Raw genomic sequence first — 13,687 nt, 5'->3', positions numbered from 1 at the left:
CTGAACCCCGACAGCGCCTGGCCTATTGGCGGCCCGTGCCGCCTGCGTCCGGGGCGTTCGCCGATCCGGCGATGCCCCAACGCGCGAGCGCCGCATCGTCGGTCGCGCGCGCATCGACCCAGCGCGCGCCGTTCCCGGTCATCTCCTTCTTCCAGAACGGCGCCTGCGTCTTCAGATAATCCATTACGAACTCGCACGACGCGAACGCGTCGCGGCGGTGCGCGGACGTCGTCGCAACGAGCACGATCTGGTCGAGCGGATAGAGCTTGCCGACGCGGTGCACGATCGACACCTCGATGCCGGGCCAGCGGCGCTGCGCCTCCACGACGATGGCCTCGAGCGCCTTTTCCGTCATGCCCGGATAATGCTCGAGCTCCATTTCGCCGACCGTGCTGCCGTCGTTCAGGTCTCGCACGGTGCCGACAAAGCAGGCCACGGCGCCCACCGACGGATTGCCGGCGCGCAGCCGCGCCACCTCCGTGGTCAGGTCGAAATCCTCGGTCTGGACGCGAACGGGCATGGCCGATCCCCTTCAGCCGCCCGTGACGGGCGGGAAAAACGCGACTTCGCAACCGTCGGTGAGCCGCGTGCCCGCGTCCGTCATCACGTGATTGCAGGCCATGCGCAGGGCGCGGCCCTCGGCAAGCGTCTCGGCCCAGACGCCGCCGCGCGCGCGCAGCCAGCCGCGCACGTCGCCGACCGTGGCGATGCCGTCGGGCAGCGTCACGGTCTCGTCCGAGAGGTCGAGCGCCTCGCGGACGCTCGCGAAATATTTCAACTGAATCTTCATCTGCGTTCGCTCGCCGCGCCCGGGGCACGGCAGGCATCCCTCAATCAGGTCAACGTTGGCCGCAACGGCACTCAGCCCAGCAGCTCCGAAAACGGAATGAACCGCACCGTCTCGCCGGCGCTGATCGCGTGATTCGGCGGATTGTCGATCAGGCCGTCGCCCCAGACCGTCGAAGTCAGCACGGCCGAACTCTGGTTCGTGAACAGGTCGAGCCCGCCCGCCGGATTCACGCGCGCGCGCAGGAACTCGTTGCGCCGGTCGCCCTTCGCCTGCGTGAAATCGGCGCGCAACGACAGCGCGCGCGGGCTCACGTGCGTCGCGCCGGCGAGCCGCAGCAGAAACGGTCGCACGAACAGCAGGAACGTGACGAAGCTCGACACCGGATTGCCGGGCAATCCGATGAAGAACGCCTCCGGCGCGCTCGCCCCGCCGCCCGCCGTTGCCGGCCGGCGCACGGCGCCGAACGCGAGCGGCTTGCCCGGCTTCATCGCGATCTGCCACATCGACAGACGGCCTTCGGCCTCGACGGCCGGCTTCACGTGATCCTCCTCGCCCACCGATACGCCGCCGCAGGTCAGGATCAGGTCGTGGTCGGCGGCGGCCTCGCGCAGCGTCGAACGCGTCGCGTCGAGCTGGTCCGGCACGATGCCGTAATCCGTCACGTCGCAGCCGAAGTTCGCGAGCAGCCCGCGCAGCGTAAAGCGATTCGAGTTGTAGATCGCGCCGGGACGCAGCGGCTCGCCGGGCATCGTCAGCTCGTCGCCGGTGAAGAACACGGCCACCTTCACGCGCCGCGCTGCGGCGAGTTCCGCGCAGCCCACCGAGGCGGCCAGCCCGAGCGCCTGGGGCGACAGGCGCGTGCCGGCCGGCAGGATCACCGAGCCCGCGCGGATGTCCGCGCCCTGCGCCGTGATCCACTCGCCCGCCTTCGGCGTATGCACGACCGTGACGGCGCCGTCCGCGTTCTCAACCTGCTCCTGCATCACCACGGCGTCGGCGCCCGGCGGCACGGTCGCGCCCGTGAAGATGCGCGCCGTCGTGCCGGCCGCGAGCGGCTGCGGGACGTGGCCCGCCGGAATGCGCTGCGAAACCGGCAGCCGCCGGCCCTGCGCGAGATCGGCCACGCGCACGGCATAGCCGTCCATCGCGCTCGTGCGCATCGGCGGGACGTCGAGCGGCGAAACGACGTCGGCGGCCAGCACGCGGTTCAGCGCATCGAGCGTGGCCACGGTTTCGACGCCGTCGACGGGCCGGGCAGCGCCCAGCAGTGTCGCCAGGGCATCGGCGGTCGAGATCATCGGCGCGCGCGGCGCCTCGGAAGCGGAAGACGGGGAATGGGGCGTGGACATCGGTGGTCGGGAAAATCAGCGCGGCGGCTGTCGGTCCGGAAGCAGTCTTTCCCGGTATTGTAGCGGCCGAACGCCACGCAAGGGGCAGCGGCGGGCACCCCTTGGCGCGGCCGGCAGCGAAAGGCTGCCGGCCCGGGGGCGCGAACCGGCCCGCCCCGGCCTCAGTCGGCCACGTGGGCCGCGATGTAGTCCTTCACGCGCCGCGCGTCGGCCGGCACGACCTCGAAGCGCTGCGGCAGGTCTTCGAGCCCGGCGAACGCGGCCGGGCGCTCGGGCTCGCGCCGCAGCGCCTCGCGAATGCTTTCGCCGAACTTCACCGGCTGCGCCGTTTCGAGCACGACCATCGGGACGCCCGGCTGCAGATGCTCGCGCGCCACCTTGACGCCGTCGGCCGTGTGCGTGTCGATCATCGTGCCGTAGCGGCCGTACACGTCGCGGATCGTCGCGATGCGGTCCGCGTGCGTGCTGCGTCCGGACACGAAGCCGAATTCGCGCACGCGGGCAAAATCGCCGCTCGCCGCCAGATCGAAGCCGCCCTTCTCCTCGACGTCGGCGAAAAGCTGCCGCACGCGCGCCGGATCGCGCCCGAGCAGGTCGTAGACGAAGCGCTCGAAGTTCGACGCCTTCGAGATGTCCATACTCGGGCTGCTCGTGTGCCAGGTCTCGGCGGCGCCGCGCACGCGGTAGGCGCCCGTGCGGAAGAACTCGTCGAGCACGTCGTTCTCGTTGGTCGCGACGACGAGCCGCTCGATGGGCAGCCCCATCATTCGCGCGATGTGGCCGGCGCAGACGTTGCCGAAGTTGCCCGACGGCACCGCAAACGACACGCGTTCGTCGTTCGATTGCGTCGCGGCGAAATAGCCGGCGAAGTAGTAGACGACCTGGGCGACGACGCGAGCCCAGTTGATCGAGTTGACGGTGCCGATCCGGTAGCGCGCCTTGAACGCGTGATCGTTCGAGACGGCCTTGACGATGTCCTGGCAGTCGTCGAACACGCCTTCCACGGCGAGGTTGAAGATGTTCGGATCCTGCAGGCTGTACATCTGCGCGGTCTGGAACGCGCTCATCTTGCGGTGCGGCGAGAGCATGAACACGCGCACGCCGCGCTTGCCGCGCATCGCGTATTCGGCCGCGCTGCCGGTGTCGCCCGAGGTCGCGCCGAGAATGTTCAGCGTTTCGCCGGCCTTCGCGAGCGCGTATTCGAACAGGTTGCCGAGCAACTGCATCGCCATGTCCTTGAACGCGAGCGTCGGGCCGTTCGACAACTCGAGCAGCGCGAGCGACGCGCCGTGCTCGACGCCGAGCCCGCGCAGCGGCGTGATATCGGCGGCGCTCGTGCCGTTGCGCGTGTTGCAGTAGGTTGCCGCCGTGTAGGTGCGGCGCGCGATCGCGCGCAAGTCGTCGGCCGGGATGTCGGTCGCGAACTTCGCGAGGATCTCGAACGCGAGGTCCGCGTACGGCAGCGCGCGCCAGCGCGCGAGCTCGTCCGCGCCGACGCGCGGATACCCGGCCGGCAGATAAAGGCCGCCGTCGCGCGCGAGGCCGCCCAGCAGGATGTCGGAGAAAGAATGGTGCTCGCCGGCGCCCGCGCCGCGCGTGGAAAGATAGTTCATCGCTGCAATGTCCGGTTAGTCCGCCTCAGTCCAGCGCTTCCATGCGCAGCTTCGTGACCGCCGAAACCACCGTCGGGAGCGACTCGATCTGCCGGATCGCCGCGTTCACGTGCTTCTCGACCGTCTCGTGCGTGATCAGGATGATGTCGGTTTCGCCCTTGCGCGACAGGTCGACATGCTCCGACTCCTTCTGCAGCAGCGCGTCGATCGAAATGCCGCGGTCCGCGAGGATGCGCGTGATGTCGGCCAGCACGCCCGTCTCGTCGGCCACGCGCAGGCGCAGGTAGTAGCCGCTCGTCACCTCGTCGATCGGCAGGATCGGCGTGTTCGAGAGGCTGTCCGGCTGGAACGCCAGATGCGGCACGCGATGCTCGGGGTCGGCCGTGTGCAGGCGCGTCACGTCGACGAGGTCTGCGACGACGGCCGAGGCCGTCGGCTCCGCGCCCGCGCCCTTGCCGTAATAAAGCGTCGTGCCGACCGCGTCGCCGTGCACGACGACGGCGTTCATCGCGCCCTCGACGTTCGCGAGCAGGCGCTTGGCCGGGATCAGCGTCGGGTGCACGCGCAGCTCGATGCCGCGCTCGGTGCGCCGCGCGATGCCGAGCAGCTTGATCCGGTAGCCGAGCTCCTCGGCATAGCGGATGTCGAGCGCGGCGAGCCGGCTGATGCCCTCGACGTAGGCCCGCTCGAACTGCACCGGCACGCCGAACGCGATCGCGCCCATGATGGTCGCCTTGTGCGCGGCGTCGATGCCCTCGATGTCGAAGGTCGGATCGGCCTCCGCGTAGCCGAGTTCCTGGGCCGCCTTGAGCGCCGTCTCGAAGTCGAGGCCGCGCTCGCGCATCTCCGAGAGAATGTAGTTCGTCGTGCCGTTGATGATGCCGGCGATGTACTGGATGCGGTTGGCCGTGAGCCCTTCGCGCAGCGCCTTGATGATCGGGATGCCGCCCGCGACGGCCGCCTCGAACGCGACCATGACGCCCTTCGCGCGCGCCGCCTCGAAGATTTCCGTGCCGTGCACGGCGAGGAGCGCCTTGTTCGCGGTCACGACGTGCTTGCCGTTCGCGATCGCGCGCAGCACGAGCTCGCGCGCGATGCCCGTGCCGCCGATCATCTCGGCCACGATCGCGATGGACGGGTCGTCGACCACGGCGTGGAAGTCGCTCGTCACCTCGGGCAAGTCGGACTCGCCGACCGCGGCGCCGAGCGCCGTGCGCGCCTTCTGCGGGTTGCGCACGGCGATGCGCGCAATCTCGATGCCGCGGCCGGCGCGGCGCCGGATTTCTTCCTGATTGCGGCGCAGCACCGTGGCGGTGCCGCTGCCTACCGTGCCGAAGCCCAGCAGTCCAACTTTGATCGGTTCCATGCAGCGTGTGTCGAGTGATGTTGAGCTTGAAAAAACGGTCCCGGTCAGACCGAGTGGCGTTTGCGGTAGCCGTCGAGGAAGCGCGCGATCCGGTTGATCGAATCGGTCAGGTCGTCGACGTTCGGCAGAAACACCACGCGGAAGTGGTCCGGCTGCTTCCAGTTGAAGCCGGTGCCCTGCACGAGCAGTACGCGTTCCTCGAGCAGCAGGTCGAGGATGAACTGCTGGTCGTCCTCGATCGGGTAGAGCTTCGGGTCGAGGCGCGGGAACATGTAGAGCGCCGCCTCGGGCTTCACGCAGGTCACGCCCGGAATCGCCGTGAGCATGTTATAGGCGAGTTCGCGCTGGCGGTACAGGCGCCCGCCCGGCACGATCAGCTCGTTGATGCTCTGGTAGCCGCCGAGCGCGGTCTGGATCGCGTACTGGCCCGGCACGTTCGGGCACAGGCGCATCGAGGCGAGAATGCCGAGCCCCTCGCAGTAGTCCTTCGCGCGGCGGCGGTTCTCGCCCGTCATGCCCGAGAGATACATCCAGCCCGCGCGGTAGCCGCAGGCGCGGTAGCTCTTCGAGAGGCTGTTGAACGTGACCGTCAGCACGTCCTCGGAGAGCGCGCCGAGCGCCGTGTGCTGCTTGTCGTCGTAGATGATCTTGTCGTACACCTCGTCGGCGAAAATGATGAGCCCATGCTCGCGCGCGATGGCGACGAGCCCGAGCAGCAGTTCGTCCGAATAAAGCGCGCCCGTCGGGTTGTTCGGGTTGATGACGACGAGCGCGCGCGTGGCCGGCGTGATCTTCGCGCGGATGTCGTCGAGGTCGGGCATCCAGGCGTTCGACTCGTCGCAGAGATAGTGCACGGGCGTGCCGCCCGACAGGCTCACGGCGGCGGTCCAGAGCGGGTAGTCGGGCGCCGGCAGCAGCACTTCGTCGCCGTCGTTCAGGAGCGCCTGCATCGCCATCACGATCAGCTCGGACGCGCCGTTGCCCACGTAGATGTCGTCGAGTTCGACGCCGTGCACGCCCTTTTGCTGCGCGTAGTGCATGATCGCCTTGCGCGCGGAGAACACGCCCCGCGAATCCGAATAGCCCGACGAGCCCGGCAGGTTCAGGATCATGTCCTGGATGACCTCGTCGGGCGGCTCGAAACCGAATGGCGCCAGGTTGCCGATGTTCAGCTTGATGATGCGATGCCCTTCCTCTTCGAGGCGCTTCGCGTGTTCGAGTACCGGCCCACGGATGTCGTAGCAGACGTTTTGCAGCTTGTTGGATTTGAGGATCGGATTCACGGACGATCGGCTAGAGGGGGGTTGGACGGAAGGATCAGCCGCCTTTCGTGCGCCTTCGCGCACGCGCGGCCGGCCGGGCCCGCCGTGGCTGGGTCCGGAACGCCTCCTCGATCATGAAATGGCGAGCGAATGGGACGGACTGGGGACGTACAGGGCGAACCGCAGGCGGTCCTGGAGCGGATCGCGAGCGCAAAGCGCCGCGAAGGCGGCTAAAAAGTTATAATTTAGCGGATTTTGGCCCACTTCCGCAATGCGCCGCTGGCCGTCGACGAGGGACGACAGGGAACGGCAAGCCCGGTTCGCCCACCCCGCCCACCCCGCCAGGCAATCCGCCGGCGGAGCCTTCCGTCCCCCGGCGGCACAGCCCATCCGCGAAAGTCCGGAGGGCCCGTGCGCCGCCGGACCGCGTCCGGCGCGCGGCGCACGCCAGATAAGCGACAACCCGGAAATACCGTTTTGAAACTACACCAGGACTCGAGCGGCGCGCTCAACACCGTCACGGGTTACGGCGCCGATTACGTCGAAATCAATCTCGAACGTCACGACGGCAGCATCATCGTCCTGCCCGACTCGCCCGTCATCGCCTGGCCGGTCGCGTCGTTCGACGCGCTCGGCCCCGAGCATTTCGAGCTGCTGCTCGCGCCGGCGCCCGAAGTCGTCGTGTTCGGCAGCGGCGAGCGGCTGCGCTTCCCCCATCCGCGTCTGACGGCCGCCCTCGCTGCGCGGCGCATCGGCGTCGAAACGATGGATTTCAAGGCCGCCTGCCGGACCTACAACATCCTGATGGCCGAGGGCCGGCGCGTCGCCGCCGCGCTCCTGATCGAAGCCTGAGCCCGCCCATGCCCCGGCGCGGCGCCCGATGCCTTACACTGCGCGCCGGGCCGCACGGTCCGGCGTCGCCGGTTACGGCGTGCAGCGCCGGAACCGGGCGCAAGCCGCCCCGCCCCTCCACTCATCCGTTGAACAAGACAGGCTGGAACTCATGAACGATACGCCGTCGAGGCTACCGCTCAATCGCACCGCAATCCTGCTGCTCGTCGTAGCGCTCGCCGTGATCTGGTTCGTGCCGCTCGGCTGGCGCCATCTGCTACCGAGCGACGAGGGACGCTACGCCGAAATGGCTCGCGAGATGTTCGTGACAGGCGACTGGATCACGCCGCGCTACAACGGCTACAAGTACTTCGAGAAGCCGCCGCTGCAAACCTGGGCCAACGCGCTCACGTTCGCGTGGTTCGGCATCGGCGCGTGGCAGGCGCGGCTCTACACGGCGCTCACGGGCTTCGCCGGCGTGCTGCTCGTCGGCTTCACGGGCGCGCGCGTCTTCAATGCGGCGACGGGATTCTTTTCGGCCCTCGTGCTCGCCTGCGCGCCGTACTGGATCCTGATGGGCCACTTCAACACGCTCGACATGGCCCTGTCGTTCTGGATGGAGCTCACGCTGTGCGCGCTGCTGCTCGCGCAGCGCCCCAACCTGCCCGCGCGTCGGGTCCGGGGGTGGATGTGGGTCTGCTGGGCCTCGATGGCGCTCGCCGTGCTCTCGAAGGGCCTGATCGGGTTGATCCTGCCCGGCGCCGTCCTCGTGCTCTACACGCTCGTCTCGCGCGACTGGGCGCTCTGGCGGCGCCTCTACCTCGCAAGCGGGCTCATCGTCTTCTTCGCGATCGCCACGCCCTGGTTCGTGCTCGTGCAGGAGCGCAACCCCGAGTTCCTCAATTTCTTCTTCATCGTCCAGCAGTTCCAGCGCTATCTGACCCCCGCCCAGAACCGGCCCGGCCCGTTCTACTATTTCGTGCCGGTGCTGCTCGTGGGGTTCCTGCCGTGGCTGTCGGCCAGCGTCCAGAGCGTGGGCCGCGCGCTGCGGCTACCGCGCCAGCCCAACGGCTTCGCGCCGGTTCTGCTCCTCGTCGTCTGGAGCGCGTTCATCTTCGTGTTCTTCAGCGCGTCCCACTCGAAGCTCGTCTCGTACACGCTGCCCGTCGCGCCCGCGCTCGCGCTCGTGATCGGGCTCTACCTGCCGCTCATGAGCCGTGCGCAGTGGCGGCGCCATCTGCTCGGCTACGCGGCGTTCCTCGTCGTGGCCGCGATCGGCGCGACGTTCCTGAGCCGGCTCGGCGACGCGCGCAATCCCAACGCGCTGTACCGCGAATTCCAGGTCTGGGTGTTCGCGGCCGTCGGCACGGCGTTCGTCCTCACGCTCGTCGCGCTCTGGCTGAACCGGAGCCGCAGCCGCGCGGGCCAGCCGGCCGTCGCCGTCGTGTTCGGCGCGGCCTGGCTGCTGTTCTGCACGATCGCCGGCACCGGCCACGACGTGTTCGGCACGCTCAGCTCGGGCGCGCCGCTGGCGCCGGCCGTGCGCGCCGCGCTCGCGAAGCTGCCGCCCGACACGCCGTTCTACTCGGTCGGCGTGCTCGACCATACGCTGCCGTTCTACGTCGGCCACACGACGATCATGGTCCAGAACCCCGACGAGCTGGCCTTCGGCATCTCGGTCGAGCCGCAAAAATGGGTGCCGACCATCGCCGAATGGGAACAGCGCTGGCGGTCCGAACGCTACGCGCTTGCGCTGATCCCGCCGCAGCGCTATGCGCAGTTCGTCGCCCAAGGCTTGCCGATGCAGGTGGTCGCGCGCGACTCCCGGCGCGTGATCGTCGAAAAACCGCAGTCGTGATGCGCTGCCGCGCGGCCATGCCGGTCGCACTGACGCCACAGCGCCGGCCGCGCCGTTGGACAGACGGGTTTCGCCCGTGTGAATATCGCGTACATCGGGTTGAAATCCGGTCGAAAGGCAGGGCGAGGACGGCCGCCCCCCGGGCTCGGCCCGAGTCCGGCTTTAATATCCGCCATCCGCAACGTTGACGCCGCCTTCGCGCGGCCCTTTCCTTTTCCTGACGAGCACCGCATTCATGAGTCAGCCATCCGCCCCTTTCCTGCCCTTCGTTCGTCCCGAAATCGACGAGGAAACCATCGAGGGCGTCGTCGAGGTTCTGCGCTCCGGCTGGATCACGACGGGTCCGCAGAACCAGGCGTTCGAGGCCGCGCTGTCGGCATTCTGCGGCGGCCGGCCGGTGCGCACGTTCAACTCGGGGACGGCCACGCTCGAAATCGGGCTGCGCATCGCGGGCGTCGGCCAGGGCGACGAGGTCATCACCACGCCGGCGTCGTGGGTCTCGACGAGCAACGTCATCTATGAAGTGGGCGCCACGCCGGTCTTCGCCGACATCGACCCCGTCACGCGCAACATCGACCTCGACCGCGTCGAGGCCGCCATCACGCCGCGCACGAAGGCCATCATTCCCGTCTATCTGGCCGGACTCCCCGTCGACATGGACCGGCTCTACGGGATCGCGCGCGCGCACGGGCTGCGCGTCGTCGAGGACGCGGCGCAGGCGTTCGGCTCGAGCTGGAACGGCGAGCGCATCGGCAAGCTCGGCGACCTCGTCTCGTTCAGCTTCCACGCGAACAAGAACCTGACCTCGATCGAGGGCGGCGCGCTCGTGCTCAACAACGAGCAGGAGGCCGTCCTCGCGCAGAAATACCGGCTGCAGGGCATCACGCGCACGGGCTTCGACGGCATGGACTGCGACGTGCTCGGCGGCAAGTACAATCTCACCGACGTCGCCGCCCGCGTGGGGCTCGGCCAGTTGCGGCACATCGAGCGCTTCACGGCGCGCCGCCGGGAGCTCGCCCGCGCCTATTTCGCCGGCTTCGAGGGCGGCCCGGCCGTGCGTCTCGGCGTCGGCCTGCCGGTCGCGGACTTCGCGAACGGCAACTGGCACATGTTCCAGATCACGCTGCCGCTCGAGAAGCTCGACCTCGACCGCTCAGGCTTCATGGCGCAGTTGAAGGAGCGCGGAATCGGCTCGGGCGTGCACTATCCGGCCATTCACCTCTTCACGCTGTACCGCGAGCGCGGCTTTCGCGCCGGCATGTTCCCGCACGCCGAGCGCTTCGGCGCGAGCACGGTCACGCTGCCGCTCTTCACGCAGATGAGCGCGGACGACGTGGCGCGCGTGTGCCGGGCCGTCGACGAGATCTGCGCGCGGCACGGCCGTTAGCGCGCCGGCGGGAACGCAAACCGGCGGAGCGCGAAGCACAAGGCGGCGGCTCCGCCCGACAAGAACAGACCGTCCCGCGGCGCTCGCACGGCGCCCGGACGAACCCATACGAAAACGGAAAACACGTACAGATGAGTCAAACGGAACCTCGCGCCCCGACGCCGGCCACGCCGGAAGTCTCGGTCATCATTCCGGTCTACAACGAGGAGGCCGGGCTCGCCGCGCTTTTCGCGCGGCTCTACCCGGCCCTCGACGCGCTCGGCGCAGCCTGGGAGGTGATCTTCGTCAACGACGGCAGCCGCGACCGCTCGGCCGCGATGCTCGCCGAACAGTTCCGCGTCCGCCCCGACACGACCCGCGTGATCCTGCTGAACGGCAACTACGGCCAGCACATGGCGATCCTCGCGGGGTTCGAGGAGGCGCGCGGCCAGATCGTCATCACGCTCGACGCCGACCTGCAGAATCCGCCCGAGGAAATCCGCAAGCTCGTCGAGCAGATGCGCGCGGGCCACGACTACGTCGGCACGATCCGCACGAACCGCCAGGACAGCCTCTGGCGCCGCAAGGCCTCGCAGATGATGAACCGGCTGCGCGAGCGCATCACGCGCATCCGCATGACCGACCAGGGCTGCATGCTGCGCGCCTACGACCGGCGCATCGTCGACACCATCAACCGCTGCGGCGAGATCAACACGTTCATCCCGGCGCTTGCCTACACGTTCGCGCAGAATCCCGTCGAAATCGGGGTCGCGCACGAAGAGCGCTTCGCCGGCGAATCGAAGTATTCGCTCTACAGCCTCATTCGCCTGAACTTCGACCTCGTGACCGGCTTCTCGGTCGTGCCGCTGCAATGGCTCTCGTTCATCGGCGTGATCCTCTCGCTCGGCTCGGCCGGCCTGTTCCTGCTGCTGATGATCCGCCGCTTCGTCATCGGCGCCGAGGTCCAGGGCGTATTCACGCTGTTCGCCATCACGTTCTTCATGCTCGGCGTCATCATCTTTGCGCTCGGGCTGCTCGGCGAGTACATCGGCCGGATCTACCAGCAGGTGCGCGCGCGGCCGCGCTATCTCGTGCAGACGATCCTCGAGGCGCGCGACGGCCACGGCGCCGTGCCGGCGCCGCGACCGAATCACGCGCCGCCGGTGCAGGGCGAGGAACGGCACGCGGCCGCCACGGCCACGGACGCCGGAGTGCGGTCGTGAAACCGCGCGCCGTCGTCTTTGCCTATCACAACGTCGGCGTGCGCTGCCTCCAGGTGCTGCTCGCGGGCGGCGTGGACGTCGCGCTCGTCGTCACGCACGAGGACAATCCCGCCGAGAACATCTGGTTCGGCAGCGTGAAGTCGGTCGCGGCGGAGCACGGCATTGCGTTCGTCACGCCGGCCGATCCGAAAGACGGGGCGCTGCGCGCGGCGCTCGCCGCCGCGCAGCCCGACTTCATCTTCTCGTTCTACTACCGGCACATGCTGCCGACCGACCTGCTGGCCCTCGCCGCCCGCGGCGCCTACAACATGCACGGCTCGCTGCTGCCGAAGTACCGCGGCCGCGTGCCGACGAACTGGGCCGTGCTCAACGGCGAGACCGAGACCGGCGCGACGCTGCACGAGATGGCCGCGAAACCCGACGCCGGCGCGATCGTCGCGCAGACGCCGGTGCCGATCCTGCCCGACGACACGGCCGCGCAGGTGTTCGACAAGGTCACGGTCGCGGCCGAGCAGACGCTCTGGCGCGTGCTGCCCGCGCTGCTGGCCGGCGAGGCGCCGCATCTGCCCAACGACCTCTCGCAGGGCAGCTACTACGGCGGCCGCCAACCCGAGGACGGCCGCATCGACTGGAGTCAGGACGCGCAGCAGGTGTACAACCTCGTGCGCGCGGTTGCGCCGCCGTATCCGGGCGCGTTCACCGACGTCGGCGACGAACGTTTCGTCGTGGCGCGCGCGCGCCTCGCCCCGCCCCGCGCCGTGCCGGCTCATTTGCCCCCCGGCATCGCGGTAAGCGATAATGCGTTTTTCGGCGTTTGCGGCGACGGCCGCGCGATCGCGATCCACGAATTGCGGCACCGGCACCGGAATGGCGGCGAGCGCGAGACGATCGAGACGGTCGTCACGCCCGCCGCGTTCACCGAACTCACTCAATCCTCCCCCCGTCCATGAAAACCGAAGGTTTCACCAAAAAAGTCCTGATTCTGGGTGTGAACGGCTTCATCGGCCATCATCTGTCCAAGCGCATTCTCGAAACCACCGACTGGGAAGTTTTCGGCATGGACATGCAGACCGACCGGCTCGGCAGCCTCGTCGATCACGAACGCATGCACTTCTTCGAGGGCGACATCACGATCAACCGGGAGTGGGTCGAGTATCACGTGAAGAAGTGCGACGTGATCCTGCCGCTCGTCGCGATCGCCACGCCCGCCACCTACGTGCAGCAGCCGCTGCGCGTGTTCGAGCTCGACTTCGAGGCGAACCTGCCGATCGTGCGTTCGGCCGTCAAGTACCGCAAGCACCTCGTGTTTCCGTCGACCTCCGAGGTCTACGGCATGTGCACCGACGAGCAATTCGACCCGGACGCCTCGCCGCTCATCTACGGCCCGATCAACAAGCCGCGCTGGATCTACGCGTGCTCGAAGCAGTTGATGGACCGCGTGATCTGGGGCTACGGCATGCAGGAAGGGCTGAATTTCACGCTGTTCCGCCCGTTCAACTGGATCGGGCCGGGCCTCGACTCGATCTATACGCCGAAGGAAGGCAGTTCGCGCGTGGTCACGCAGTTCCTCGGCCACATCGTGCGCGGCGAGAACATCAGCCTCGTCGACGGCGGCGCGCAGAAGCGCGCGTTCACCGACATCGACGACGGCATCGACGCGCTGATGAAGATCATCGAGAACAGGGACGGCATCGCCTCGGGCAAGATCTACAACATCGGCAATCCGACCAACAACTTCTCGGTGCGCGAACTCGCGCACAAGATGCTCGCGCTCGCCGCCGAATATTCCGAATACGCGCCGTCGGCCGAGCGCGTGCAGCTCGTCGAGACTTCGTCGGGCGCCTATTACGGCTCGGGCTACCAGGACGTGCAGAACCGCGTGCCGAAGATCGACAACACGATGCAGGAGCTCGGCTGGGCGCCGAAGTCGTCGTTCGACGAAGCGCTGCGCAAGATCTTCGAGGCCTATCGCGGCCACGTGGCCGACGCCCGCGCGCTCGTCGAGCAGCAGTAACCGGCATTTCCGTCC

At 68.4% G+C, this 13,687-nt stretch carries 12 protein-coding genes; 6 read left to right on the top strand and 6 right to left on the bottom strand.

Going from position 1 to position 13,687, the window contains the following annotated elements; all coding sequences use genetic code 11:
* Window positions 1-22 precede the first annotated feature (22 nt).
* The 6 genes from CY652_RS04440 to CY652_RS04415 all read right to left on the bottom strand — a co-directional run bounded on the left by CY652_RS04440 (window position 23) and on the right by CY652_RS04415 (window position 6,401).
* Entirely contained in the window at window positions 23-520 is a 498-nt protein-coding gene (locus CY652_RS04440; protein WP_102129495.1) for a molybdenum cofactor biosynthesis protein MoaE, read from the bottom strand.
* A gap of 12 nt (window positions 521-532) precedes the next feature.
* On the bottom strand, window positions 533-790 hold the full coding sequence (gene moaD, locus CY652_RS04435) for a molybdopterin converting factor subunit 1 (protein ID WP_102129494.1): 258 nt from the start codon (window positions 788-790) through the stop codon (window positions 533-535).
* A gap of 71 nt (window positions 791-861) precedes the next feature.
* Window positions 862-2,088: a molybdopterin molybdotransferase MoeA gene (locus CY652_RS04430; protein WP_102129493.1), complete on the bottom strand. Its 1,227-nt coding sequence runs from the start codon at window positions 2,086-2,088 to the stop codon at window positions 862-864.
* Between the two features lie 212 nt (window positions 2,089-2,300).
* The gene (thrC, locus tag CY652_RS04425; protein ID WP_102129492.1) at window positions 2,301-3,752 is read right to left on the bottom strand and encodes a threonine synthase; all 1,452 of its coding nucleotides are present in this window, start codon (window positions 3,750-3,752) and stop codon (window positions 2,301-2,303) included.
* A gap of 25 nt (window positions 3,753-3,777) precedes the next feature.
* The gene (locus tag CY652_RS04420; protein ID WP_102129491.1) at window positions 3,778-5,118 is read right to left on the bottom strand and encodes a homoserine dehydrogenase; all 1,341 of its coding nucleotides are present in this window, start codon (window positions 5,116-5,118) and stop codon (window positions 3,778-3,780) included.
* Window positions 5,119-5,162: 44 nt separating this feature from the next.
* On the bottom strand, window positions 5,163-6,401 hold the full coding sequence (locus CY652_RS04415) for a pyridoxal phosphate-dependent aminotransferase (protein WP_102129490.1): 1,239 nt from the start codon (window positions 6,399-6,401) through the stop codon (window positions 5,163-5,165).
* A gap of 456 nt (window positions 6,402-6,857) precedes the next feature.
* On the opposite strand from CY652_RS04415, the gene CY652_RS04410 reads away from it, so the two are divergent.
* The 6 genes from CY652_RS04410 to CY652_RS04385 all read left to right on the top strand — a co-directional run bounded on the left by CY652_RS04410 (window position 6,858) and on the right by CY652_RS04385 (window position 13,672).
* Complete coding sequence (locus CY652_RS04410; RefSeq protein WP_102129489.1) at window positions 6,858-7,232, top strand: Mth938-like domain-containing protein; 375 nt, start codon at window positions 6,858-6,860, stop codon at window positions 7,230-7,232.
* Window positions 7,233-7,383: 151 nt separating this feature from the next.
* Entirely contained in the window at window positions 7,384-9,069 is a 1,686-nt protein-coding gene (locus CY652_RS04405) for a glycosyltransferase family 39 protein (protein WP_102129488.1), read from the top strand.
* Window positions 9,070-9,304: 235 nt separating this feature from the next.
* Window positions 9,305-10,456 (top strand): DegT/DnrJ/EryC1/StrS family aminotransferase, encoded by a 1,152-nt coding sequence (locus CY652_RS04400; protein ID WP_102129625.1) that lies wholly within the window; start codon window positions 9,305-9,307, stop codon window positions 10,454-10,456.
* 131 nt (window positions 10,457-10,587) lie between these two features.
* On the top strand, window positions 10,588-11,658 hold the full coding sequence (locus CY652_RS04395) for a glycosyltransferase (RefSeq protein WP_258002185.1): 1,071 nt from the start codon (window positions 10,588-10,590) through the stop codon (window positions 11,656-11,658).
* Window positions 11,655-12,608: a formyltransferase gene (locus CY652_RS04390; RefSeq protein ID WP_102129487.1), complete on the top strand. Its 954-nt coding sequence runs from the start codon at window positions 11,655-11,657 to the stop codon at window positions 12,606-12,608. The genes CY652_RS04395 and CY652_RS04390 overlap by 4 nt, the downstream gene beginning before the upstream one ends.
* The gene (locus CY652_RS04385; protein WP_102129486.1) at window positions 12,605-13,672 is read left to right on the top strand and encodes a bifunctional UDP-4-keto-pentose/UDP-xylose synthase; all 1,068 of its coding nucleotides are present in this window, start codon (window positions 12,605-12,607) and stop codon (window positions 13,670-13,672) included. The genes CY652_RS04390 and CY652_RS04385 overlap by 4 nt, the downstream gene beginning before the upstream one ends.
* The last annotated feature ends 15 nt before the right edge of the window (window positions 13,673-13,687 follow it).

The organism is Burkholderia sp. WAC0059 (genome assembly GCF_002870125.1).
Lineage (GTDB): Bacteria > Pseudomonadota > Gammaproteobacteria > Burkholderiales > Burkholderiaceae > Paraburkholderia.
The sequence above is the reverse complement of the archived record's forward strand: the minus strand, read 5'-3'. Positions and strand labels throughout refer to the sequence as shown.